Annotated in this window: 21 protein-coding genes; 7 read left to right on the top strand and 14 right to left on the bottom strand. The window is 67.8% G+C overall.

What is annotated here, in order from left to right; genetic code table 11:
* Window positions 1-77: 77 nt before the first annotated feature.
* Entirely contained in the window at window positions 78-953 is an 876-nt protein-coding gene (gene ftsY, locus JE033_RS02180) for a signal recognition particle-docking protein FtsY (protein WP_090148455.1), read from the bottom strand.
* Window positions 954-1125: 172 nt separating this feature from the next.
* Here ftsY and JE033_RS02185 point away from each other — a divergent pair, with 172 nt between their 5' ends.
* From JE033_RS02185 to JE033_RS02200, 4 genes are read left to right on the top strand one after another with little or no spacing between them, the layout of a single operon-like run.
* Complete coding sequence (locus JE033_RS02185; RefSeq protein WP_370567883.1) at window positions 1126-2502, top strand: branched-chain amino acid ABC transporter permease; 1377 nt, start codon at window positions 1126-1128, stop codon at window positions 2500-2502.
* Window positions 2503-2508: 6 nt separating this feature from the next.
* Window positions 2509-3495 carry a branched-chain amino acid ABC transporter permease gene (locus tag JE033_RS02190; protein WP_090148449.1) on the top strand — a complete coding sequence of 329 codons (987 nt, stop codon included), beginning with the start codon at window positions 2509-2511 and terminating at the stop codon, window positions 3493-3495.
* A complete protein-coding gene (locus JE033_RS02195; protein WP_090148447.1) occupies window positions 3488-4444 on the top strand; it encodes an ABC transporter ATP-binding protein in 957 nt (318 codons plus the stop codon). The genes JE033_RS02190 and JE033_RS02195 overlap by 8 nt, the downstream gene beginning before the upstream one ends.
* Entirely contained in the window at window positions 4441-5205 is a 765-nt protein-coding gene (locus tag JE033_RS02200) for an ABC transporter ATP-binding protein (protein ID WP_090148444.1), read from the top strand. Before JE033_RS02195 ends, JE033_RS02200 begins: the two co-directional genes overlap by 4 nt.
* 59 nt (window positions 5206-5264) lie before the next feature.
* Here JE033_RS02200 and JE033_RS02205 read toward each other — a convergent pair whose 3' ends face one another.
* The 4 genes from JE033_RS02205 to JE033_RS02220 form a co-directional block, all read right to left on the bottom strand.
* Window positions 5265-6560, bottom strand: coding sequence for an ABC transporter substrate-binding protein (locus tag JE033_RS02205; protein WP_200329172.1), 1296 nt, complete (start codon window positions 6558-6560; stop codon window positions 5265-5267).
* 99 nt (window positions 6561-6659) lie between these two features.
* On the bottom strand, window positions 6660-7850 hold the full coding sequence (locus tag JE033_RS02210) for a hypothetical protein (RefSeq protein WP_200329174.1): 1191 nt from the start codon (window positions 7848-7850) through the stop codon (window positions 6660-6662).
* A gap of 28 nt (window positions 7851-7878) precedes the next feature.
* Window positions 7879-11610 carry an AAA family ATPase gene (locus tag JE033_RS02215; protein ID WP_200329176.1) on the bottom strand — a complete coding sequence of 1244 codons (3732 nt, stop codon included), beginning with the start codon at window positions 11608-11610 and terminating at the stop codon, window positions 7879-7881.
* Window positions 11611-11717: 107 nt separating this feature from the next.
* Window positions 11718-12113, bottom strand: coding sequence for a DUF4260 family protein (locus JE033_RS02220; protein ID WP_234037058.1), 396 nt, complete (start codon window positions 12111-12113; stop codon window positions 11718-11720).
* Window positions 12114-12168: 55 nt separating this feature from the next.
* On the opposite strand from JE033_RS02220, the gene JE033_RS02225 reads away from it, so the two are divergent.
* Window positions 12169-12750, top strand: coding sequence for a chorismate mutase (locus JE033_RS02225; protein ID WP_200329179.1), 582 nt, complete (start codon window positions 12169-12171; stop codon window positions 12748-12750).
* 8 nt (window positions 12751-12758) lie between these two features.
* On the opposite strand, the gene JE033_RS02230 is transcribed toward JE033_RS02225, so the two are convergent.
* Entirely contained in the window at window positions 12759-13070 is a 312-nt protein-coding gene (locus JE033_RS02230) for a hypothetical protein (protein ID WP_370567884.1), read from the bottom strand.
* 147 nt (window positions 13071-13217) lie between these two features.
* Here JE033_RS02230 and JE033_RS02235 point away from each other — a divergent pair, with 147 nt between their 5' ends.
* Together JE033_RS02235 and JE033_RS02240 are read left to right on the top strand one after the other, a co-directional pair.
* Window positions 13218-13748 carry a hypothetical protein gene (locus JE033_RS02235; protein ID WP_200329181.1) on the top strand — a complete coding sequence of 177 codons (531 nt, stop codon included), beginning with the start codon at window positions 13218-13220 and terminating at the stop codon, window positions 13746-13748.
* An 89-nt stretch (window positions 13749-13837) separates the two neighbouring features.
* Window positions 13838-14935 carry a hypothetical protein gene (locus JE033_RS02240; RefSeq protein WP_200329183.1) on the top strand — a complete coding sequence of 366 codons (1098 nt, stop codon included), beginning with the start codon at window positions 13838-13840 and terminating at the stop codon, window positions 14933-14935.
* Here JE033_RS02240 and mutM read toward each other — a convergent pair.
* The 8 genes from mutM to JE033_RS02280 all read right to left on the bottom strand — a co-directional run bounded on the left by mutM (window position 14879) and on the right by JE033_RS02280 (window position 21260).
* Entirely contained in the window at window positions 14879-15922 is a 1044-nt protein-coding gene (mutM, locus tag JE033_RS02245; RefSeq protein WP_200329185.1) for a bifunctional DNA-formamidopyrimidine glycosylase/DNA-(apurinic or apyrimidinic site) lyase, read from the bottom strand. The two genes, JE033_RS02240 and mutM, sit on opposite strands and share 57 nt — an antisense overlap.
* On the bottom strand, window positions 15915-16655 hold the full coding sequence (gene rnc / locus JE033_RS02250) for a ribonuclease III (RefSeq protein ID WP_200329187.1): 741 nt from the start codon (window positions 16653-16655) through the stop codon (window positions 15915-15917). Before rnc ends, mutM begins: the two co-directional genes overlap by 8 nt.
* A gap of 1 nt (window position 16656) precedes the next feature.
* Entirely contained in the window at window positions 16657-16860 is a 204-nt protein-coding gene (gene rpmF / locus JE033_RS02255; RefSeq protein WP_090148415.1) for a 50S ribosomal protein L32, read from the bottom strand.
* 13 nt (window positions 16861-16873) lie between these two features.
* Window positions 16874-17458: a YceD family protein gene (locus JE033_RS02260; RefSeq protein WP_090148412.1), complete on the bottom strand. Its 585-nt coding sequence runs from the start codon at window positions 17456-17458 to the stop codon at window positions 16874-16876.
* A gap of 72 nt (window positions 17459-17530) precedes the next feature.
* Window positions 17531-18022, bottom strand: a complete 492-nt coding sequence (coaD, locus tag JE033_RS02265) for a pantetheine-phosphate adenylyltransferase (protein ID WP_200329190.1) — start codon at window positions 18020-18022, stop codon at window positions 17531-17533.
* Between the two features lie 69 nt (window positions 18023-18091).
* Window positions 18092-19072 carry a siderophore-interacting protein gene (locus tag JE033_RS02270; protein WP_200329192.1) on the bottom strand — a complete coding sequence of 327 codons (981 nt, stop codon included), beginning with the start codon at window positions 19070-19072 and terminating at the stop codon, window positions 18092-18094.
* 77 nt (window positions 19073-19149) lie between these two features.
* Complete coding sequence (locus JE033_RS02275; protein ID WP_200329194.1) at window positions 19150-19839, bottom strand: response regulator transcription factor; 690 nt, start codon at window positions 19837-19839, stop codon at window positions 19150-19152.
* Window positions 19836-21260 carry a sensor histidine kinase gene (locus JE033_RS02280; RefSeq protein ID WP_234037059.1) on the bottom strand — a complete coding sequence of 475 codons (1425 nt, stop codon included), beginning with the start codon at window positions 21258-21260 and terminating at the stop codon, window positions 19836-19838. The genes JE033_RS02275 and JE033_RS02280 overlap by 4 nt, the downstream gene beginning before the upstream one ends.
* Window positions 21261-21263: the final 3 nt, after the last annotated feature.

A 21263-nucleotide genomic window follows, 5' to 3' on the forward strand; every position in this document is an offset into this window, starting at 1 on the left:
GGTCTACTCCTCGTACGGCAGGTGCGCTGCACATTTCGCGCAGGGCGATCAGGGCCTCCGAGCGGCAGCGGAGGGACTCAGCCGATCAACTGCTGCGCGAACACGTGCGGCGTGAATCCGGTGAGGTCTCCGATGCCCTCGCCCTGCCCGATCAGCTTGACCGGGAGGCCCGTCTTCTCCTGCACCGAGAGCACGAACCCGCCCTTCGCCGAGCCGTCGAGCTTCGTGAGCACGAGTCCGGTGACGCCGGCGTGCTGGATGAAAGCTTCCGCCTGCGCCAGACCGTTCTGACCGGTCGTCGCGTCGAGCACGAGGAGCACCTCGGAGACCGGAGCCTGCTTCTCGATGACGCGTCGCACCTTGCCGAGCTCGTCCATGAGCCCGCCCTTGGTCTGCAGTCGGCCGGCGGTGTCGATGATGGCGATCTCGTAGTCGGCGTCGATGGCCCGCTGCACCGTCTGGAACGCGACGGAAGCCGGATCCTGCCCCGCCTGCTGCGGTTTCACGATGTCGACGCCGGCGCGATCCGCCCAGGTGGCCAGCTGCTCGACGGCGGCCGCGCGGAACGTGTCGGCCGCACCGACGAGCACGCGCTTGTCGAAGGCGGTCAGGTACTTGGCGAACTTGCCGATCGTCGTCGTCTTGCCGACGCCGTTGACGCCGACGACGAGAATCACGGCCGGGCGTTCGGAGAGGCGCAGCGTCGGATCGTAGGCGGCGAGGCGTTCCTCGATCGCGTCGCGCAGCATGCGCCGCATCTCTGCCACCTCCGTGACGCGATGACGCTCCACGTCGGCGCGGAGCGCATCGAGGATGGAGTCGGTGACATCGGGACCGAAGTCCGCGGTGATCAAGGCCGTCTCGAGGTCGTCCCAGGTCTCGTCCGTGATGAGCTCGGGCCCGCTGAAGATGTTGCGGAATGCTTTCGAGAAAGACCAGGATCGCTCTGCCATGTCCCCAGACTACCGCCGACCGCAGACGCGCATTCGAGCCCCCGATCCTGGATGAATTTTTGTCCGGGACCCACAATGCGTACCTGCGGGCGATGTGTCGGTATATATTTGGGCGACACTGTTGTCAGGGCGCACTCGTCGTCTCGACCGTTCAACGACCAATGGAGGTCCGGTGAACCCCACTCTGCACCGCAGACGAATGCCCATCAGGGGAATCCTGATGCTGGTGCTCAGTACCGTTCTCGTCCTGTTCGGCGCCGCACTCTCGGCAGTTCCGGCTCATGCGGCCGACACCTGCGAGCCCGACCCCGCCACCGGCTGCGTGCAGGGCGTCGTAAAGCTGAGCAGCGGCGAGCCGGCGGCCGGTATCGAAGTCACGCTCAGCGGAGCGGGGGCCGAATCGACGGCGACGACGGATGACGCCGGGCGCTGGGTGTTCAGCGCGACGGAGGCCGGCACCTACACCGTGGCGATCGACGAGACCACGCTGCCGGAGGGCCAGTTCTTCAAGTCGGCGGGCGAACGCGAGGTCGAAGTCTCCCTGCACAGCACCGCGAGCGCGCTGTTCCCCCTCACGGACGACCCGGAAGCCGCGAACACCACACCTGAGACGGGGGGCGATGATGCAGACGCGAAGCCCGCCTCCGCGGCCTCCTCGGCCGACGCGTTCTCGTGGCCGCGCTTCTGGCAGCAGTTCGTCTCCGGCATCCGCATGGGCCTGCTCATCGCCCTCGCGTCGCTCGGGCTTTCGCTCGTATTCGGCACGACGGGTCTCAGCAACTTCGCCCAGGGAGAGATGGTCACGATGGGCGGCTTGCTGGCCGCAGCGTTCATGGGCCTGACGGGGAACCTGTGGCTCGCCGGGCTGTTCGCGGTGATCGCCTGCGCGGGCTTCGGCTGGGTGCAAGACAAAGTGCTCTGGAAACCGCTGCGCAAGCGCCGTCTCAGTCTCATGCAGCTGATGATCGTCTCGATCGGGCTCTCGATCACACTGCAGTACACCTTCCAGTTCTTCTTCGGCTCCGGCGTCGTGCGCATCGACAAGAGCACGGCGGAGACCATCACGATCGCCGGCGTCACGCTGACGACGCAGTCGTACGTCGCCATGGGCGTGTCTCTCCTCGCGATCATCGCGGTCGGGCTCGGTCTCATGTACACCCGGTTCGGTCGCGCGACGCGCGCGATCTCCGATAATCCGGCGCTCGCACGAGCCTCGGGCATCGACGTGGATCGCGTCATCAACATCGTGTGGGTGGTCGGGGGCGGCCTCGCCGGGCTCGCAGGCGTGTTCTTCGGGCTCGTCTTCAACGGCCTCAACTGGTTCACGGGCGGCACGATGCTGCTCATGTTCTTCGCCGCCGTCACGCTCGGCGGGCTGGGCACCGCGTTCGGGGCGTTCGTCGGGTCGATGATCATCGGGATGATCGTCGAGCTCACGAACATCTGGCTTCCCGGCGATCTCAAGTACGCGAGCGCACTGCTCCTCCTCATCCTGATCCTGCTGGTCAGACCGCAGGGCATTTTCGGACGCAAAGAGCGGATCGGCTAGGACATCATGGAATTCTGGACTGGACTCCTGCAGAGCATCCTGCAGACCGCGCTCTCCCCCACCACCGCGGCGTTCGTACTCGCCGCCATCGGCCTCAATGTGCACTTCGGCTTCACCGGCCTCATGAACATGGGGCAGGCCGGCTTCATGCTCGTCGGCGCGTACGGCTTCGGCGTGTCCGTGGTGCTCGGAGCAGGCTTCTGGACGGCGATGCTCATCGCGATCCTCGCCGCTGTGCTGTTCGCACTCATCCTCGGCATCCCGACGCTCAAACTGCGCGGCGACTATCTCGCGATCGTCACCATCAGTGCGGCGGAGATCATCCGCATGGTCGTGAAACTGGCGGCGCTGCAGGACATCACCGGTGGGCCGACGGGAATCCCCGGCCAGAAGTACCGGCACGTCTTCACCGAGCTCTCGCCGCTTCCCGAGGGGAAGACGACGATCCTCGGACTCACCTACGCGAACACCGGGGTCGACGACTGGTGGACGAGGCTGGTGGCGTGGGGCCTCGTCGCACTCTTCATCCTCATCACCTGGGCGCTCGTGCGGAGCCCTTGGGGCCGTGTGCTCAAGGGCATCCGCGAAGACGAGGACGCGGTGCGCAGTCTCGGCAAGAGCTCCTTCGCCTACAAGTTGCAGGCTCTCATCCTCGGCGGCGTGATGGGCGCCTTCGGCGGAATCGTCATGGCACTCCCCGCCGCGATGCAGCCCGATTCCATGGGGCGACCCACGACGTTCAACCTCTGGATGATCATGCTCCTCGGCGGCGCCGCGACCATCTTCGGCCCGCTGCTCGGCAGCATCCTGTTCTTCGTGATCAGGCTCGTGCTCACGAGCCTCGCCGGTGAGTTCGTGCCTGCGTCGGTGCTGAGCGCGCAGCAGACCGAACAGCTGGCCTGGATTCTGATCGGCATCTCGCTCATCCTGCTGGTGGTCTTCAGACCGCAAGGCATACTCGGCAATAAGAAGGAGCTGTCGTTCAATGTCTGACGCGCAGAACTACCCCAGCGACCGGGCCGCGCTGCGAGCGGAGCTCGCGACCCTCGATCAGGTGCCGGGCGTTGCGAAGCCCGATCCGATTCTCTCGGTCGACAGCATCGTGCGCCGATTCGGCGGACTGCAGGCGGTGAAGGTCGATCATCTCGAGGTGCAGCGCGGCGCGATCACGGCGCTGATCGGCCCGAACGGCGCAGGCAAGACCACGTTCTTCAACCTCATCACCGGTTTCGACCGACCGTCGAACGGCAAACGTCTCATCGGCGGCGGCGACGCGACCTGGACGTTCAACGGCAAGGCACTCAATCGCACCGGCGCTTCGCAAGTGGCGCGATCCGGAATGGTCCGCACGTTCCAGCTCACCAAGGCGCTGTCGCGCATGACCGTGCTCGAGAACATGCTCATCGGCGCGAACGACCAGCCGGGCGAGAACCTGTTCGTCGGGCTCATCAAACCGCTCTGGGCGAAGCGGGAGCGCGAGAACATCGCGCGCGCCGACGAGCTCCTCGCCCGGTTCAAGCTGGACACGAAACGCGATGACATGGCCGGCGATCTCTCGGGAGGCCAGAAGAAGCTGCTCGAGATGGCGCGCGCGTTGATGTCGAACCCGGCGATGATCATGCTCGACGAACCGATGGCGGGAGTGAATCCCGCGCTCACTCAGAGCCTGCTCGATCACATCCAGGCGCTGCGCGACGAAGGCACCACCGTGCTCTTCGTCGAGCACGACATGCATATGGTGCGTCACATCTCCGACTGGGTCGTCGTCATGGCGCAGGGCACCATCATCGCCGAGGGCGAGCCGGAACAGGTGATGGCGAGCGAGGCCGTCGTCGACGCCTACCTCGGGGCGCACCATGATCGGGATCTCGGCGACGACGACGTGCTGACCACCGGAGTGATCCGAGCCATCGCCACCGAGGTCGAAGAGGAGACCCGATGAACACTGCTGCCCCTCTGGTGATCAAGGCCGACAATCTCACCGCCGGGTACCTCCCCGGCATCAACATTCTGAACGGGTGCACGCTCGAGGCGTACTCCGGCGAACTCATCGGCATCATCGGCCCCAACGGCGCCGGCAAGTCGACCCTGCTCAAGGCGCTCTTCGGGCTGGTGAACATTCGCGAGGGCGCAGTGACGCTCGACGGCGACGACATCACGCACACGTCCACGAATCATCTCGTGCGCAAAGGCATCGGGTTCGTCCCTCAGACCAACAACGTCTTCCCCTCGTTGAGCATCGAGGAGAACCTGCAGATGGGGCTCTTCCTCAAGCCGAAAGCGTTCGCGGCCCGCGCGGAAGAGATGTGGGAGCTCTTCCCGATGCTCGCGGATCGCCGTCGGCAGCGCGCCGGATCGTTGTCGGGCGGCGAGCGGCAATCGGTAGCCATGGCCCGAGCGCTCATGATGAACCCGAAGGTGCTGCTCCTCGACGAGCCGAGCGCGGGGCTCTCCCCCGTGCGGCAGGACGAGACGTTCATCCGCACCCGGCAGATCAACAAGACCGGCGTCACCATCATCATGGTGGAGCAGAACGCGCGCCGCTGTCTGCAGATCTGCGATCGCGCCTACGTGCTCGATCAGGGGCGCAACTCGTACGAGGGCCCCGGCCGCGAGCTCGCGAACGATCCGAAGGTGATCGAGCTGTACCTCGGCACGCTCGCCGCCGATGTCGAGAAGAAGTCGGCCCCCGGCGAGCGGTGAGGACATGAACGAGCCCCTGGCGCCCGTACGGCGCCAGGGGCTCTTCGCTTCCGCTGCGGTTACTCCGTCTGGCCCTCGACCGCCTTCTGGAACACCGGGTTGTTCGTTCCGTCGTACTTGTAGATGCCGATGAAGGCCGACGAAGGATCGTTGTTGTCGTTCAGCGGCCCCGTACCCGCCTTGCCGACGTACTGGATGTCGGAACCGTCTGCGATCAGCTTCGCGCATTCCTCGAAGGTGGAGCACTCTTCGCCGCCCTCGCTGCCCGAAACGGCGTGCAGGTTCTCCTGGATCGACGCGGAATCAGTCGAGCCCGCCTTCTCCGCCGCCAGCGCGACCAGGGTGACCAGGTCGTACGCCTCCGGCGCGTAGGTGAAGCTCTCGAGCTCGCCGTCGTACTCGGCAGCGTAGATGTCCTTCAGCTGCGCCTGGAAGTCGTCGTTCGCCTGAGCGCCGGGAATCGACGCCTGGGCGTTCTCGAGCGTTCCTGCCTCGAAATCGCTCTCGTACCCGTTCGCGTTGCCGTCGACGAGGTAGAACGTCGAGAGGTCGAGCCCCTGGTTCACGGCCTCCGGGACGATCTGCTTGAACTGGTCGTACGTCACGACGACGATGGCCTCGGCGCCCGAATCCTTCGCGGCGGTGATCTCGGAGGCGAACGAGGTCTGCTCGACCGGGAACTCGTTGCCGTCGCCCTTGCCGCCGTAGACGACCTCAGCTCCTGCCGCCTCGACCGTCTCCTGTATGACATCGCGCAGACCGAGGCCGTACGGGTCGTTGAAAGTGAGGAAGGCGACGCTGGTGACGCCGTCGGAGACGATCTGATTCCCGAGCGCATCGCCCTGCACCGTGTCGGGCGGTGCGGTGCGGAAGTAGTTGGGGCTGATCCCGCTGAGATCGGCCGAGGTGTTCGACGGCGAGCCCATCAGGATGCCGGCCTCCGCGACGCGATCGACGACGTGCTGGCTGCGCCCCGACCCCATCGCGCCGAGCACGAATGACGCACCGCTCGAGATGACGTCGTCAGCGCCCTTCTCGACGACCGTCAGGTCACTCGCGTCGCCCTCGTTCGCCTCGGCGACGATCTCGACGTCTTGGCCGAGCACGCCCCCGGCGCCGTTGATGTCGGAGAGCGCCTGGGCGATTCCGGCCTGGACCGGCGGCATGAGGAATCCGAGCGAACCGGTCTGGGGCAGCAGGGTGGCGATCTGCAGCGCCTCACTGCTGCCGCCACCGCCCTCACCGCTCGATTCGGTCGGCTCGGATTCGCCGCTCGACGAGCAGCCGGAGAGCACGAGCGCTGCGCTCGCGACCAGCGCGAGTACGCCAACGGATGTCTTGGAGTGAACCTTCATTGGTGCACCTTTCTGAAGCAGAAAATGACGCCCCGACGCTGGAGCGTTGATCCGAGCATAGTCTGCTGGGCGGCCCCTTAGAACACGCGGTTCGAGGCGTCACCAAGTCGTAACAACGCGGGCCCACGCGTGCACGTTGACATGGGTCTCGGGTTCGGAGCGGGTCCAGCGCTCGGCGCCGTCACCGGGGCGTACGACGTCGCTCAACCAGTACGTCGCTCCCGGGCCCCAGCCGGCGATCACGCTCCCGCGTCCGTTCCCGCAGTCGATGGCGCGGCCGGCGCTGCTGAGGTAGCCGTCCACCCCCAGGTGCACCGCGTCCCATCGTTCGCCGACTCGCGCCCAGTCCGGCATCACCCACGCTCCGATGCGCCCGGTGGTCTCTCCCCAGACGTAGCGCATCTGCGCCGAGACATCGAGCGGGTAGGCTGCGCAGAGCGCTGCCCAGTCCTCAGTGCCCGTGATCCGGAAGACGCGAGACGCCGGGTGCGGCTCGATCGGGACGACGGCCGCCGCCTCCCAGCCATGCGAGTCCTCTTTCAGATACAGGCCCGCAGGGCCGAACCCGGGAATGGAAGCCGTCGTATCGAGCGCGCCCGCGGGCGGGAACGACCACCACTCCCCGCTCGAACCTTCCGGGTCATCCTGCAGCTCGGCAACGCTCCGCGCCTCCACCGCTCGCCGCTCGGCTCGCCATGCGGTCAGCATGAAGCCGGCGTAGTACGAGCTGAGATCCTCGAGTGGCAGCTCAGTCGGCTCTGCGGCAGACGCTGCGGGTGCGGGCTCCAGCGGATCCCACACGACTGCGAACTGCGGGGTGTCGAGCACACCGCGCGACCACCACTCGCTGTGCGGGGAATCGGTCACGAGTGCGGCGAACCTGCGCAAGCCCGCCCTCGCATCCGGCATCGCCGCGAGCACGTCGTCTCCATTCGGAGCCTGCCAGTACATCGCCGCGTCCACGGCCTCCGTCACGGCCTCGAGCAGCATCGCCGCGGTGAGCTCGGGGAGCGGAACTCGCGCGATCGCGTCGAGCGCGTCGGAGACGACACCATCGCGCGACGGTTCGGGTGGCGGGGCTGACGCGTCTTCACCCGGTGACGTCGGCGCATACAGCACGACTCGAGGCGCGTCGGAAGGCGGGCTCAGCAGCACACCCGCCCAGAACACTCCATCTCGCCAGCGCACCGCATCCGCGTGGCCCTCGGGCAATGCGGAGATCGTGGCGCGCGCGAGTTCGAGGCACAGACGCCGCCCCCGAGGACCTGCGAGCAACTCGTCCGGTGTCATCGCTCCATCATGCCGTGAGCCGCACGGCTCAGGCCACCTCTTGCCCCACGCGCTGACCGACAACTGCGGAGATTCCGTCTTGCCGCATCGACACACCGTACAGAGCGTCGGCGATCTCCATCGTGCGCTTCTGATGGGTGATGATGATCAGCTGCGAGTTCTCCCGCAGGCGCTCGAAGACCTGCAGGAGGCGGCCGAGATTCGCATCGTCGAGGGCGGCTTCGACTTCGTCGACGATGTAGAACGGGCTCGGACGCGCCTGGAAGATCGCCATCAACCACGCCACCGCTGCGAGTGAGCGCTCGCCGCCGGAGAGGAGCGACATGCGCTCCACTTTCTTCCCGGCCGGCCGCACGGCGATGTCGATGCCGGTCTGCAACAGGTCGTCGGGATCGCTCAGCGTGATCTCTCCGGAGCCTCCCGGGAAGAGAATGGGAAAGACCTCGGCGAACGCGGCTCGGGTGTCCTCGAAGGCCGCCGCGAAGATGCCCTGCATCTTGTGGTCGAGTTCCTCGATGATCGCCATGAGGTCGGCGCGCGTCCTGGAGAGGTCTTGGAGCTGCTCGCTGAGGAAGCTGTGCCGCTGCTCGAGCGCTGCGAACTCCTCGAGTGCGAGCGGATTGATGCGCCCGAGCTCGGCGAGCCGGCGCTCGGCCTGTGCGAGGCGGCGCTCCTGCTCGGCCCGCACGAACGGCCGCGTCGGCACGGGCGGGCTGGAAGCGGGTTCGCGTTCGGCCTGCGCATCGTTCGTCGCGGACCTCTCAGAGCTTGCGAAGTCCGCCTCGGCACGGGCGTCCAACCCCAGTTCGGCGGCGAGCTGCGCTTCGAGATCGTTGGCGTACTGCGGGTGCTCAACGGCTGCGTCGGTGCGAGAAGGCTCCGCGGCGTCGACCGGGTGCGGCTCCGGAATCGGCACCTCCGGTCCGTACTCCGCGATCAGCACGTCCTCGACGAGACCGAGTTCGTTGCCCGATCGCTCGAGGAGCGATGAGAGCTGCAGCTTGCGCTCGTAGCTCTTCAGCTCGGCGCCGTGCACTCGCTCGGCGAGCGTTTGCAGTTTCTGGCGCAGGCCGGACTCCTCCGCCCGCAGCAGTGTGAGTTCCTGGCTGTGCCGCGCTCGTTCCCGCTCCGCGTGCTGCTGAGCGAGGCGCGCCTCTGCGAGCGAGCGGTCGCACGCGTCGAGGATCGCGGGAAGCAGCCCGCCGACACGCTCTGCCTGGGCTACCTGCCGTGCGCGCAGCACCGACCGCCGTGCAGCTTCTTCAGCCGCTCGGCGCTCGGCTTCGAGTTGCTCGCCGAGCGTCTTGCGATGCACCGCGGCGGCTCTCGCGCGCTCGCGCGCGGTCTCGAGCGCCAGTCGCGCCTCGAGCTCGAGAGCGCGGGCCTGCTCGACCTCTTTCAACACCCCCTCGCGCTGACTCGCATCGAGCATCGGCCGCGGCTGAGACGCTGCCTCCTCCAACACGTGCGCCGCGCGCTCGGCTTCCGCCGCGGCGCCTCCGGCGGCTTCGGCAACGGCAGCGAGTGCTTGCCGCGCGCGCTCGGCTTCGGCCGCCGCAGATTCCGAACGCGCTGACAGCCGATTGCGCTCCTTCGAGATCTCAGCAAGACGCGCATCCGCTGCACGGAGCTCGGCGAACGCCCGCTGGGCGTCCGACTTCGCCTGCACCGACGCCGCGCGCAACTCGTCGAGTTCTGCCTCGTGTTCCGCGACGGCCGCCGCGACCGAGGACCGGTTCAGGGCGGCCTGCTCGAGTTCAGCAGTCAGCTCGATACGAGAGGGCGCGAGGGTCGATCCACCGCTGAGGGTGTTCGCCGTGACGACGTCGCCCGCGGCCGTGACGACGGTGAAGCCGCCGTTCGGCCAGTGTCCGCCGAGCTCGGATGCTGCGGCGACTGCGGCCTCCAGGTTCGACGCGATGAAGCTTCGCTCGAGCAGCGCCCGCACGCCGGGCGGTGCATCGAGCAGCGCGTCGGATGCGCGCGTCGCGCCCGCGACCTCGGGCGCCGAGGCGTTCGCCTCAGGGGCGCGATCGCGCTTCTCGGCATCGGCGATCACGGCTCGCAGTCGTCCGAGATCCTGCTCGCGCGCCCGCTCCACGGCGCGGCCAGCGGCATCCAAGTGCTCCGCGAGCAGCGCATCGGCGAATGTGCCGAGCGCCGCGGCGATCGCCGATTCGAACCCCTCCGACACGCGGACGTGATCGGCGACGCGACCGGTGATGCCGTCGGGGGCCTCTGCGAGGAGGGCCGCCGAGGCATCGCGCTGATCGAGCGAGCGGGTCAGCGCACTCACCCGGGCGTCGAGGCCCGCGAGTTCCTGCTCGAGACGGTGCAGCTGATCCCGCACTTCGTCCCGTCGCAGCTCGGCGGCGGCCTGTCGTTCCTGCGCCGCGCGGTACGCCTCGTCGTGCTCTTCGCCCGAACCGTCGTTCTCCGCGTCGCTGCCGAGTTCCTCGCGCTCCTCGAACCCGGCGAGCTCGCGGCGGGCCTGCTCGGCGCGGGATTCGGCCTGGGCGACGGCGTGCTCGCGCCGTTCGACCTCCTGCGCCACCGTCGCGCGCTTCTGCTCCGCTGCCGCTGCACGGCCCCTCAGCTGAGACAGCTGCAGGTCGTGCCGTGAGACGAGCTCGCTCTGGGCTGCGATGTGCTCGTCGATTGCGTCGAGGGCCTGCTGCGCCGTGCGCGTCGCCGCCCCTGCGCGCTGCCACGCGGCCTCGGCCTCCGGGATGAGTGCTTCGAGCCGCTCGACCTCCTCGCCGGCTTCGTCGACCGATGCGCGAGTCACCCGATGCGTCTGCTCAGGCGCCTCGGCCTGCGTCGCGAGGAACGTGAGCCGCTGCTGGGTCTGCGCGTAGAGACCGCGAAGCTTCGACTGCACCGATTCGAGACCGATGGTGACGCGCCGTGCGGCGTCGAGCTCGTCGCTCTGCTGGCTCTGCTCCAATCGCTGGATGCGCAGCTGCTTCTGCTCCACCTGCTCTTGCAGCACGATGCGCTCCGAGTGCTGCTCTGCCTCATCGCGGGTGAGCGCGTCGAGCTCCGTACGCAGGCGGTGCACGTCGTCGGCGAGCAGACGCGCCTTCGCGTCCCGCACCTCGGCTGCGATCCCCTGGGCCGCGCGCGCCACCTCCGCCTGTCTGCCGAGTGGTTTCAGCTGTCGCCGGATCTCCCCGGCGAGATCGTTGAGGCGGGTGAGATTCGTCTCCATCGCCTCGAGCTTGCGCAGCGTGCGCTCCTTGCGGCGCCGATGCTTCAGGATCCCGGCGGCTTCTTCGATGAACCCCCGCCGATCCTCCGCGGTCGCCCGCAGCACGGCGTCGAGCTGGCCCTGCCCGACGATCACGTGCATCTCGCGCCCCAGACCGGAGTCGCTCAGCAGTTCCTGCACGTCGAGCAATCGGCACGCGTCGCCGTTGATCGCGTACTCGCTCGAGCCGTTGCGGAAGAGCGTGCGGCTGATCGTCACCTCGGTGTACTCGATGGGCAGCGCCCCGTCGGAGTTGTCGATGGTGAGCTTCACCTCGGCGCGTCCCAGCGGCCCGCGCGTCGAAGTCCCCGCGAAGATGACGTCTTCCATCTTCCCGCCCCGGAGCGTCTTCGCGCCTTGCTCCCCCATGACCCAGGCGAGCGCATCCACGACGTTCGACTTGCCCGAGCCGTTCGGCCCGACGATCGCGGTGACGCCGGGCTCGAACTGGAATGTGGTCGGCTGTGCGAAAGACTTGAAGCCTTTGAGCGTGAGGCTCTTCAGATGCACGCCGTCTCCCTTCCGTTCACCCTCGCGGACGCTGGTGCCTACTGTATGGCACAGCTCGATCCTGACGAGCGTGGCACTCCCCCGACGGACGGATTCGCACCCGCGCGCTAAACGACGAAGCCGACCGGGATGATCGAGCCGTCGGAATCGCGAAAGCCGAACCCGAAGGCGCGGTCGGCTGCGATGTGCACGAACCATGCAGCGCCGGCGAGCGCGATGTAGATGAAGCCGCCGTCGATGCCGCCGGTGATGAAGAAGGTCACCAACCCGATTACGAGCAGCACGATCGGCAGCGTCATCGTGTGCAGCGTGTTGTACAGACGCACGCGCGTTGGCTTCAGCCTGCCGCGCTCGGCGAACGCGCCGATGAGCGCGACATCGGGTCCGAGCCCGAACGCCAGGGCTACGATCACGGCGGCGGGCCCGAGCGCGACGCACACGAGCACGATGACGGCGAACCAGACCGCGGCGCCCATTCCCCAACTCAGACGCATCAGATTCATGGCTCCCAGTCTACGAGCTTCGCTCCCGCCGCCCACTGCCCAGTACGCTGACCGTATGACCGAGCCCGATCGCCTCGCCGAGGTCCGCAGCCAGATCGATGCCATCGACCGCCGTATCGTCGCGCTCCTCGCCGAGCGTCAGCAGTGGGTGCTGCGCGCAGGATCGCTGAAGACCGACGAGGCCGCCGTGCGGGCGCCTGCACGGGTCGAGCAGGTGATCGCGAAGGTGCGCTTGCTCGCCTCGGAAGCCGGAGCATCGCCCGAGGTGGTCGAGTCCGCGTATCGTGCGCTCATCTCCGCATACGTCTCGCTGGAGCTCGACGCGCATCGCGGGGCGGCCAGTCGGTCGGAGAACCCCGAACTGCTGCTGCAGCGCGCCCTGTCATCGGCCGATCAGGGCGACGCGCTGGTGGCGACCAGTGAGCTCAGCCAGCTGCTCGAGATCACGTCCGACCTACCGCTCCGTCTGCGCGCCGCATCCGCTCTCGGCGAGCTGCTCATCGCGTCGGCCCGAGCCGCTGAGGCGGAGATCGTGCTCGCAGCCGCCGTCACCGCGGCCGGTGGCGCGGAGGAACTGGACGACGTCGACCAGGCGGAGCTCGAACGCGTGATCGAACTCCTGAACCGCGTTCGCTGAGCGACGCGTCAGTGCGACCCCTGCCGGTTCGTGGACTCGTCTGGGTGCTCCAGCGGCTCGGACTGCACGGCGGATCCACCCTTCGGGCACTGCACGTAGGTCGGCTTTCCCGGCCCCCCGCGATCGAATCGGTGGTCGCTCATCGGGTGCCGACAGATCGGGCATTTCGGGTTCGCGGGCGGCACGTACGCCGGCTCATTGGGATCACCGAGCTGAGCGGTGCCCTCGAACTGATAGAAGAAGCGTCGCCAGGCGGCCCAGAAGCCCGGCTGACCATCCCAGGGAGTCGCATGCCACAGCCGCCGTTTTCGTTCACGCACGTGTGCAGCCTACCAGATTAGTTAGGGCACGAAGTAATCAGTCCGCCCGCGCTGCAACGCAGGGCAGCCGGGCGCTCATCCCCTCCCTGCCCTACGCTGAACGGGTGCGGCTGCCGCATTCCCGAGCCCACTGGAGAGCAGGACGCCATGACCACACCGGCCCAACACCCCTACGCCGTGTTCAGCGGCGCCCTGGGAGACAGTGCATCCGGTCAGTATGTGCCCGCGCGCGCGGAGGTGAGCGGTGGCGCCGTGACATTGTGGGTGGCGTCCCCCAGCGGTTGGACCCGGTATTTCAGCGTGCCGGCGCACGAGACCGTGGTGAAGTCGGCTGCGCAGCGCATCACCCTCGTGGTCGGCGGACAGAGCTACCCACTACTCGCGGACCCGAGTTCGGTGGACCGCGCCATCGAATTCGGAGCCGCCGGGGCGGTGGCGGGGATCATCGACGCCCCGAAGGTCGCGTTGAGCGCCGACGTCGGCCGGAGCATGAACATGGCTGGCGCAGCTCGCGCATTCCACATCGGCGGCGGGCCTGCGTTCATCGCCGCGGCCCGTCAGTCGGGCGCGAAGTCGTCGCGTCTCGGCTACGGCCCCATCCTCGCGATCGGGTGCGGCGCGGGCCTCGCCATCGTCATCGCAGTGACCGCCATCACGGTTCTCGTACTCGGCTGGTAACGCCCGCGAAGAACCAGCCCGGCGCCGGCCGCGCCAACTGGCAGACTGGGGCCGAGCCCTCGGCCGGATGAGACTCTCAGGAGGAACGAATGACCGACGCGTCGAGGGACACGGATCGGGCCGCGGCCAACGCATCAGGCGTGCCGCCGCGAGTGTTGGCGGACATCGCGGCCCGCCGCTGGGATCTCCATTCAGACATCGCTGCGAACCCCAATGCGTACCCTGAACTGATCCAGTGGATGCGCACGGTGAACCCTGCGAGCGCAGCACCGCCAGCACCCGCGCGTCGCAGCAGCGCTGGTTGGTGGTTCGCCGGTTGCGGCTGTCTCGCGGTCGCCGCGCTCGCCATCGGCGGCGTGGTGACGTTCCTCGGACTCGGCGCGGCACTGGCGCCCTCTGGTGCTGAGAGCGACCGTGCACCTGTTCCGTCCGCCGCCCCGAACAGCCAGCCCGCCCCTGCCACACCGACGGACCCGGCGGTCGCAGAGCAGATCGCGCGCTTCACGTCAGACCGATCGAAGATCACCGAGCTCGCGGCTCAGCTCGAAGGCAACCCTGTCGCCCCGCTCGTCGCCGACCTCCGTACGTTCCGCCTGGATGCGACTCGCGCGGATGATCCGACGATCGGCATCTTCGAAGCACGACCGATCGCCGAGCGAGCCGCCGCCCTCCGCGCATCACTCGAGCAGAGCATCGCGAGTGCCGAGTCACGACGAGCGAACGCTTCGGGCTCGCTCACCGAGAGCATTGTCGATGCCGCAGGGAATGGCTTCATCGACGTCCAATGGGATGCGGCGACGGCATGCGACGTCTCATCCACGCCCGGCAAGGAGAACATCGGCTGCGTCCGATCAGCCGATCCCTTGACGGTCCACTTACTGCCGGAGACCGAGGTGGGCAGCGCCTGGATGAACGAGATGCTCGTGACACACGAACTCTCGCATGTCTACCAGCGAGCCGACGATGCCGGAGCCGACGACTACTCAGGAGCGTACAACGACCTTCTCGCGCAGGGCCTGTTCCAAGGCAGCGTTGAAGCCATGTCCGATTGCTTCGCGCTCGCCTATTACGACCGGTGGTCACTGTCCAACGGCTCGGAAAGCCAAGGAACAGGCTACGTCTGCGATGCATCAGAGCGCCAGGCCATCCGCGACTGGGCCGCTGGCTTGAACGTCGCGATGCCCTGAGGGGTCACCCGCCCGGCCGCGTGCGTCACGCACAACAGACGGACGGCGCCGCTGGCACTTGGGGCAGAAGTGACTCGACCGCCCGCCGAATGGCACGCGCCTGATCGGCGTGCCGCAGCGGTCGCACGGCCGCCCAGCCTGCCCGTAGGCGTGCAGCGAGTGCGCGAAGTAGCCGGCCTGCCCGTTCACGTTCACGTACTGCTCGTCGAAACTCGTACCGCCTTCGCTGAGCGCCTGCGCGAATACCGCTCGCAGTACCGCGAGCAGCTCGACGGCCTTCCGCGGGCCGATCGCGATTCCCGGGGTGTCCGGGTGCAGTCGAGCACGCCATAACGCTTCGTCGGCGTAGATGTTGCCCACACCGCTGATCAGCGTCTGGTCGAGCAGCAGCTTCTTCACTCCTGAGCTGCGGTTGCGCAGCACAGCGATGAAACGCCCGTCGTCGAACGCCGGATCGACGGGGTCGCGAGCGATGTGCGCTGCCTGCGCGGGCACGAGCCCTGGACCATCGCTCGCCTTGCGCAGCGCGTCGAGCGCAAGCGAGCCGAACAACCGCTGGTCGGCGAAGTCGACGCGGTGCTCGCCGTGCTCCGGGTGCTCGATCCACAGGCGGATCCGCACGTGCCGCTCGTCGGCAGCGTCGTGCGCGCGCAGCAGCACTTGACCGCTCATGCCGAGGTGCGCCAGGAGCGCGAGCGGCGCACCATCGGCGCTCACACCGGATGTGGGGATCCACATGAACTTGCCCCGGCGTTCCGGTGCTTCGAGGCTGATCCCGGCGATGCGACGCTCGAAATCCGCGCTGCGAGCGGCGCTGGCAGCGGCGCTGAGCGTGACGCCGTGGCCGCCGAGGCCGTCGTCTCCGGACACGGGCACATGCCGCTTGAGTGCGCGAGGATCCCGCACCTCGGCGGCGACGACGCGCGCGCCGGTCACCGCCGGGGCCAGCCCAGCGCGTACGACTTCGACCTCGGGGAGCTCAGGCACGGCGCTGAGCGGCCGGAAGACGCAGTCGGGTGACCGCATCTCGCGCGGCGGCGAGTTCTGCGGCCTTCTTGCTCGTCCCCTCCCCCGTACCGGTCACACCGTCGAGGGTCACGCGCGACGCATATCGGCGTTCGTGATCCGGCCCCGTTCCGGTCGTCTCATAGGCGGGGTGCGGCACACCGCGGCGAGACGCCTCCTGCTGCAACGACGTCTTCGGGTCGAGCGCCTCGAGCGCGTCGAGGAAGCGCTCCGCGTCGTCGAGCAGCGGCGCGACGAGATCGAGCACGAACGCGGTCGCCGTCACCGGATCCGTCGACAGGTACACCGCGCCGATGATCGCCTCGACCGCGTCGGCCAGCAGCGAATCCTTGTCGCGACCGCCCGTGAGCTCCTCGCCTTTGCCGAGGCGCAGCATGTCTCCGAGTCCGTGCTGACGGGCGACCGCCGCAAGTGCCACTGTCGACACCAGCGCGGCACGGCGCTTCGCGAGCTCGCCCTCGCTCAGATCGGGAAAGGCCGTGAAGAGCTCGACTGTGACCGCTTGACCGAGCACGGAGTCGCCGAGAAACTCGAGTCGCTCGTTGTGCGGCGCACCGCCGTGCTCGTACGCCCACGAACGGTGTGTGAGCGCGAGCTGTACGAGTTCGGGATCAGCCCGAACTCCGAATGCATGGAGAAAGCCGCCGGGGTCCCCTTTCGGGGAGCCCGGCGGCTTTGCAACGCTCTGAGTCAACTCAGGCGTCGGCGACCTTGCGACCCTTGTACTCGAGGAACAGGGCGTTGCCCTGCGAGTCCTCGACCACGCGGGCGCGGTGCGGCAGGCTGTACACGGTGCGACCGTTCTCTTCGGTCTTCACCAGGGTGGGTGCCGTAGCCTTCCACGCCGAACGACGGTGACGGGTGTTCGATCGCGACATCTTCCGCTTGGGAACAGCCATGATGCTCTCTTTCCTACTTGCTTGCGGACTCGGGAGTCTCACCCGAGCCGTGGTCTACTTCAGCCTCGACTGCATTGGTCGCTGCTCCTTCCGGAGCAAAGCCCGCCAGCGCTGCCCAGCGAGGATCGATCTCCACACTGTTATTCGCTGCAGCCTCGGTATCGCGCAACTCACCGGACTCGGGATCGAGACCCGGGCAGTCCGGACGACACACAGGCTGGAACGGAAGTGCAAGCACTACCGCGTCTCGGAGCGGAGGTTCAAGATCCACGTGATCACCGTGAACCTCATACTCGTCGGCCTCCGTAGGAGTATACGCGAAAAGTTCCTGGAACTCGACTTGAAACGGCGTGGTGAAATCTTTCAGGCATCGGCCGCACTGCGCATGCATCGTCGTGTCGACCTCGGCAGACACGAGAATCCCCTCGTGCACGGACTCGAGACGCACATCGAGGTCGAGTTCGACCCCCTCCGGAATCTCCGCCAGGCTTTCGCCCAGCTTCTCCGGTACCGTCACCGTGCGCGAGCGCTCTCGCATCTCCCCCGGACGGTTGATGATGTCGCGAACGTTCTCCTCGTAGACTCGGCTCTTACTCACCGATACATTCTACCGCGGTCCACGCCTTCGAACGTTCTCCTCCACGGCGGGCGAAACACTGCCGTGCGCGCGTCACGCCGGACGGCGCTTGTCGAGGAAGCGCGCGACAGCGGGCGGAACATACGGGCTCACATCTCCGCCCATGCCAGAGACCTGGCGCACCAACGTGCTCGAGACGTGCGCGTGAGCGGGGTCGGGCAGCATGAACACCGTCTCGACTTCAGCGAGGCTCCGGTTCATGATCGCCATCGGCGTCTCATAGGAGACATCGATCTGAGAGCGGATGCCCTTCACCAGCACGGAAGCGCCGACTTCGGTGCAGTAGTCCACGAGCAGGCCGACCGACCACGACGCCACCGTGATGTTCTGGGGCGCCCCGGCTTCGTCGAGGGACTTCTGAATCAACGTCATCCGCTCAGAGGTCGGCAGCATCGCGTGCTTGTTGGGATTGTGCACGACCAGTACGTGCAATTCATCGAAGATGCCGGCGGCCCTGAGAATGACGTCGAGGTGCCCCATCGTCACCGGGTCGAAGGAGCCGGGAACCACAGCGATTTTCGTCATGCCATCAGCCTAGGGTTTACCGCCGCAGGATTCCTTGGGAATGCACCGATACGGAGGGCCGGCCGTCGATCAGTTCTCGGCACGCCCGCGACGCCAGTACCCCATGAAAGCCACGGATTGGCGGTCTATGCCGCGCTCGGCGACGAGGTGGCGCCGGATCAGTTTGATGGCGCCCGCCTCTCCGGCGAGCCACGCGTAGCCATCGGAGCGCCGCTCATCGATCGGGACCCGCGCTCCAGTGGCGGCGTCCATGCCCGGCACCTCCCAGAGGATCTCGCGATCCACATCGATCTCCTGCAGTTCGCGCCCGCGTGTTTCGCCGCCGTCGACGCGCTTCCCCAGCGCATCTGCTGGCGAACCGGGAAATACCGCGTCGAGCGCGCGCACCGCTGCCACGAGAGCGGCTCCGCGATCCGCATCATCGCGCTCGAGCACCACGAGCTCCAGTCGCCCCGCTGCCCGCATCGCACCGGCTTGGAGCAGCGACGCGTCGGAAGCATGGGCGACCTCGAGAATCACTCGGGCGCAGGCATCGTCGTCGAGCGATTCGAGGATGCCTGCGATTGCTGGGAGCGCAGTATCGTCGCCCACGATCAGGAACCGGCGCGCGTCGCGCGGAGGAATCCACCCGACCGCCGTATTCGGCGCCCCGTGCTCGGCGTCGGGGCCGAGGATCACGAGCGCATCTCCGACGGCCGCCGCTTCCGCCCAGGCCGAGGCGGGCCCCGGGTTCTCCCCGTGGCGCGCGAAATCAATGGTCAGCCTCGCACCCGATTCGTCGTGCGAGAACGCTCTCGGGGTGTACGTGCGCATCGGCGGCCGCTCGTCGTCGTCGAGGGCGCACCAGGACTGGTACCACCCGTCGCCGTCTTCGAGCGGCGGAATTGCACCTCGCCGGTTCGGCAGCAGCAGCTTGACGCGCTGATCCGTGCCCACGTATCCGAAGCGTTCGAGACCCTCCCCGGTCAGCACCACGCGCACGAACCCGGGCGAAGGCCGCGTCGCCGAGGCTACGACGACGTGGAAGAGGCGGTATGGGGACGTGCTCACGAGGGTCTCCCTGTGTGATCGGCGAGGGGCATCGGCGAGGCACGATGCTCCGAGTGGAATTCGGCGGCTGAGCGCGTTCAGAGCCCGTGCTGCTTGGCGAAGATCACTGCGTGCACGCGATCGCGCAACTGCAGTTTGGCGAGGACTCGGCCGACGTGGGTCTTCACCGTGGACTCCGAGAGGTACAGCTCGGCGCTGATCTCCGCGTTGTTCTTGCCCTCCGCGATGAGACGCAAGACGTCGAGCTCTCGATCCGTGAGCGCTTCGAGGGCCGTGTCGCGCGCCGGAAGGTCTGCGGTTTCTCCCGCACCGAGCCCGGCACCTCCGCCCGTGCGCAGTTGATCGAGCAGCCGACGGGTGACGCTCGGCGCCATGGCCGCGTCCCCCGCAGCGACCCTGCGGATCGCGTCGATCAGTTCCGTCGGGCGCGCGTCCTTCAATAGGAAACCGCTCGCCCCCGCCTGGATCGCACCGGTCGCGTACTCGTCGAGGTCGAACGTGGTGAGCACGACGACGCGGACATCGGGGAACCGGCGCACGATCTCAGCGGTCGCATCGATGCCGTTCATTCCCGGCATCCGCACATCCATGAGCACGAGGTCGCAGCCGTTCGTTCCGAGTGCCTCGAGCTGTTCGAGCGCAGCCGCTCCGTCTGCCGCCTCAGCGATCACGTCGATGCCCGGCTCCCCCAGCAGCACCAGCTTGAAGCCGGTGCGGATCAGTTCTTGATCGTCGACCAGCATGACTCGGATGTCCTCTGCGCTCATCGGCGCTCCTCTCGTGGCGGTACGGGTGGCGGGCCGGCCTGCATCGGCGGCGGGGGCCCTGCGGATCCGTCGGCTCCACTGGCGGCGGCGCTCACCGGAAGGACGGCCCACAACCGCCATCCTCCGCCTTCGCTGCTCGCCACCGGGCCCGATTCGATCTTGCCACCGAATACTCTGGCTCGTTCGGCGAGCCCCGCGAGGCCGCGCCCCGACCCGAGGCCGGCCACCGGTTGCGGCTCACCGGGCGCCGGGCCGAAGTCGCGCACCAGCACGGTGGTGCGATCAGTGTCGCGCTGCACCTGCACGCGGACGCGCGCACCGGTTCCCGCGTACCGCAGCACGTTGGTGAGCCCCTCCTGCACCACCCGGTAGACCGCGAGATCCTGGCCACGGTCGCCGGCCGCCTCGCCGGTGACCTGCAGCGTCACCGCGAGCCCGGCATCCACGAACCCGTCGACGAGCTGCGGAAGGTCTTCGACGCCGGGCTGCGGGAGCAGGTCGGCCTGCTCACCAGTGGAATGCAGCGCACCGAGCAGTCGTCGCATCTCGGCGAGCGCGGTGCGCCCGGTCTCGGCGCTGCGCCGCATCGCGTCGGCTGCGGCCTCGGGCGCGCGCTCCGATGCGCGCGCCGCGCCTTCCGAGAGGGCGATCATCACGGACACGGAGTGGGCGACGATGTCGTGCATCTCGCGAGCGATGCGCGAACGCTCTTCCGCGACGGCGAGTTGCGCGAGCTGGTCGCGTTCGCGCACCAGTTGGTGCGCCCGATCGATGACCGCGGCGATGTATCTGCGGCGGTTGCCGAGGTTGATTCCGAGCATGAGGATCGCCAGGAGCCACATCGCGCTCACGACCGACAGCGTGACCAGCTCGCCGATGCTCTGCACTGCGCCGGTGTCGGCCGCGATGAGATTCGCCGGGCTCGTGGTCTCGAACTCGGTCGTACCGCGCCAGAACGACAGTGCGGACTGCAGCAGTGCCCCGCCGACGGCGATGCCGTAGGCGACCCACCCGGCGGCGACGCTGCGATAGACCGGCACCGCGTAGAGCAGGAACATGAGAGCCACGCCGTTTGCGAGGCTCTGCATCCCCTGTTCTCCGAACGTGACGACCACGATGACGATGAGGCCGAGCAGCGGGAACCGGCGTCGGTACAACAGCGTCGCGGCGATGAGGAGGATGCGGGCCGCGGCGATGAGCACCCATGGCCAGGTGAGGTGCTCGGGTACGCCGGCCCACGTGCTTGAGCCCGTCGCCTCGTCCCAGGTCGCTGACGCGGCGATGTCCAGGCTGATCCCCAGAGCGCTGCCGATGAAATACCAGACGACGATCGTGATGTCGACTGCGCGGGGGTGCGCGGCGAAGGCCCGCCGGATCACTCCGGGCGGGCGAGGGAGGCGCACCTCGGCGTCCGGCGTCATACC

Origin of the sequence: Leucobacter sp. L43, assembly GCF_016597785.1 — a bacterium.
Lineage (GTDB): Bacteria > Actinomycetota > Actinomycetes > Actinomycetales > Microbacteriaceae > Leucobacter > Leucobacter alluvii.

What these genes read in the sequence shown, in the direction of transcription:
- JE033_RS02200 (WP_090148444.1), top strand. Translation starts at nt 4,441, where the DNA reads ATGAACACTGCTGCCCCTCTGGTGATCAAGGCCGACAATCTCACCGCC.
- coaD (WP_200329190.1), bottom strand. Translation starts at nt 18,022, where the DNA reads ATGACGAAAATCGCTGTGGTTCCCGGCTCCTTCGACCCGGTGACGATG.
- JE033_RS02275 (WP_200329194.1), bottom strand. Translation starts at nt 19,839, where the DNA reads ATGAGCGCAGAGGACATCCGAGTCATGCTGGTCGACGATCAAGAACTG.
- JE033_RS02235 (WP_200329181.1), top strand. Translation starts at nt 13,218, where the DNA reads ATGACCACACCGGCCCAACACCCCTACGCCGTGTTCAGCGGCGCCCTG.
- JE033_RS02210 (WP_200329174.1), bottom strand. Translation starts at nt 7,850, where the DNA reads ATGACACCGGACGAGTTGCTCGCAGGTCCTCGGGGGCGGCGTCTGTGC.
- JE033_RS02220 (WP_234037058.1), bottom strand. Translation starts at nt 12,113, where the DNA reads ATGAATCTGATGCGTCTGAGTTGGGGAATGGGCGCCGCGGTCTGGTTC.
- JE033_RS02190 (WP_090148449.1), top strand. Translation starts at nt 2,509, where the DNA reads ATGGAATTCTGGACTGGACTCCTGCAGAGCATCCTGCAGACCGCGCTC.
- JE033_RS02205 (WP_200329172.1), bottom strand. Translation starts at nt 6,560, where the DNA reads ATGAAGGTTCACTCCAAGACATCCGTTGGCGTACTCGCGCTGGTCGCG.
- ftsY (WP_090148455.1), bottom strand. Translation starts at nt 953, where the DNA reads ATGGCAGAGCGATCCTGGTCTTTCTCGAAAGCATTCCGCAACATCTTC.
- JE033_RS02195 (WP_090148447.1), top strand. Translation starts at nt 3,488, where the DNA reads ATGTCTGACGCGCAGAACTACCCCAGCGACCGGGCCGCGCTGCGAGCG.
- rpmF (WP_090148415.1), bottom strand. Translation starts at nt 16,860, where the DNA reads ATGGCTGTTCCCAAGCGGAAGATGTCGCGATCGAACACCCGTCACCGT.
- JE033_RS02225 (WP_200329179.1), top strand. Translation starts at nt 12,169, where the DNA reads ATGACCGAGCCCGATCGCCTCGCCGAGGTCCGCAGCCAGATCGATGCC.
- JE033_RS02240 (WP_200329183.1), top strand. Translation starts at nt 13,838, where the DNA reads ATGACCGACGCGTCGAGGGACACGGATCGGGCCGCGGCCAACGCATCA.
- JE033_RS02280 (WP_234037059.1), bottom strand. Translation starts at nt 21,260, where the DNA reads ATGACGCCGGACGCCGAGGTGCGCCTCCCTCGCCCGCCCGGAGTGATC.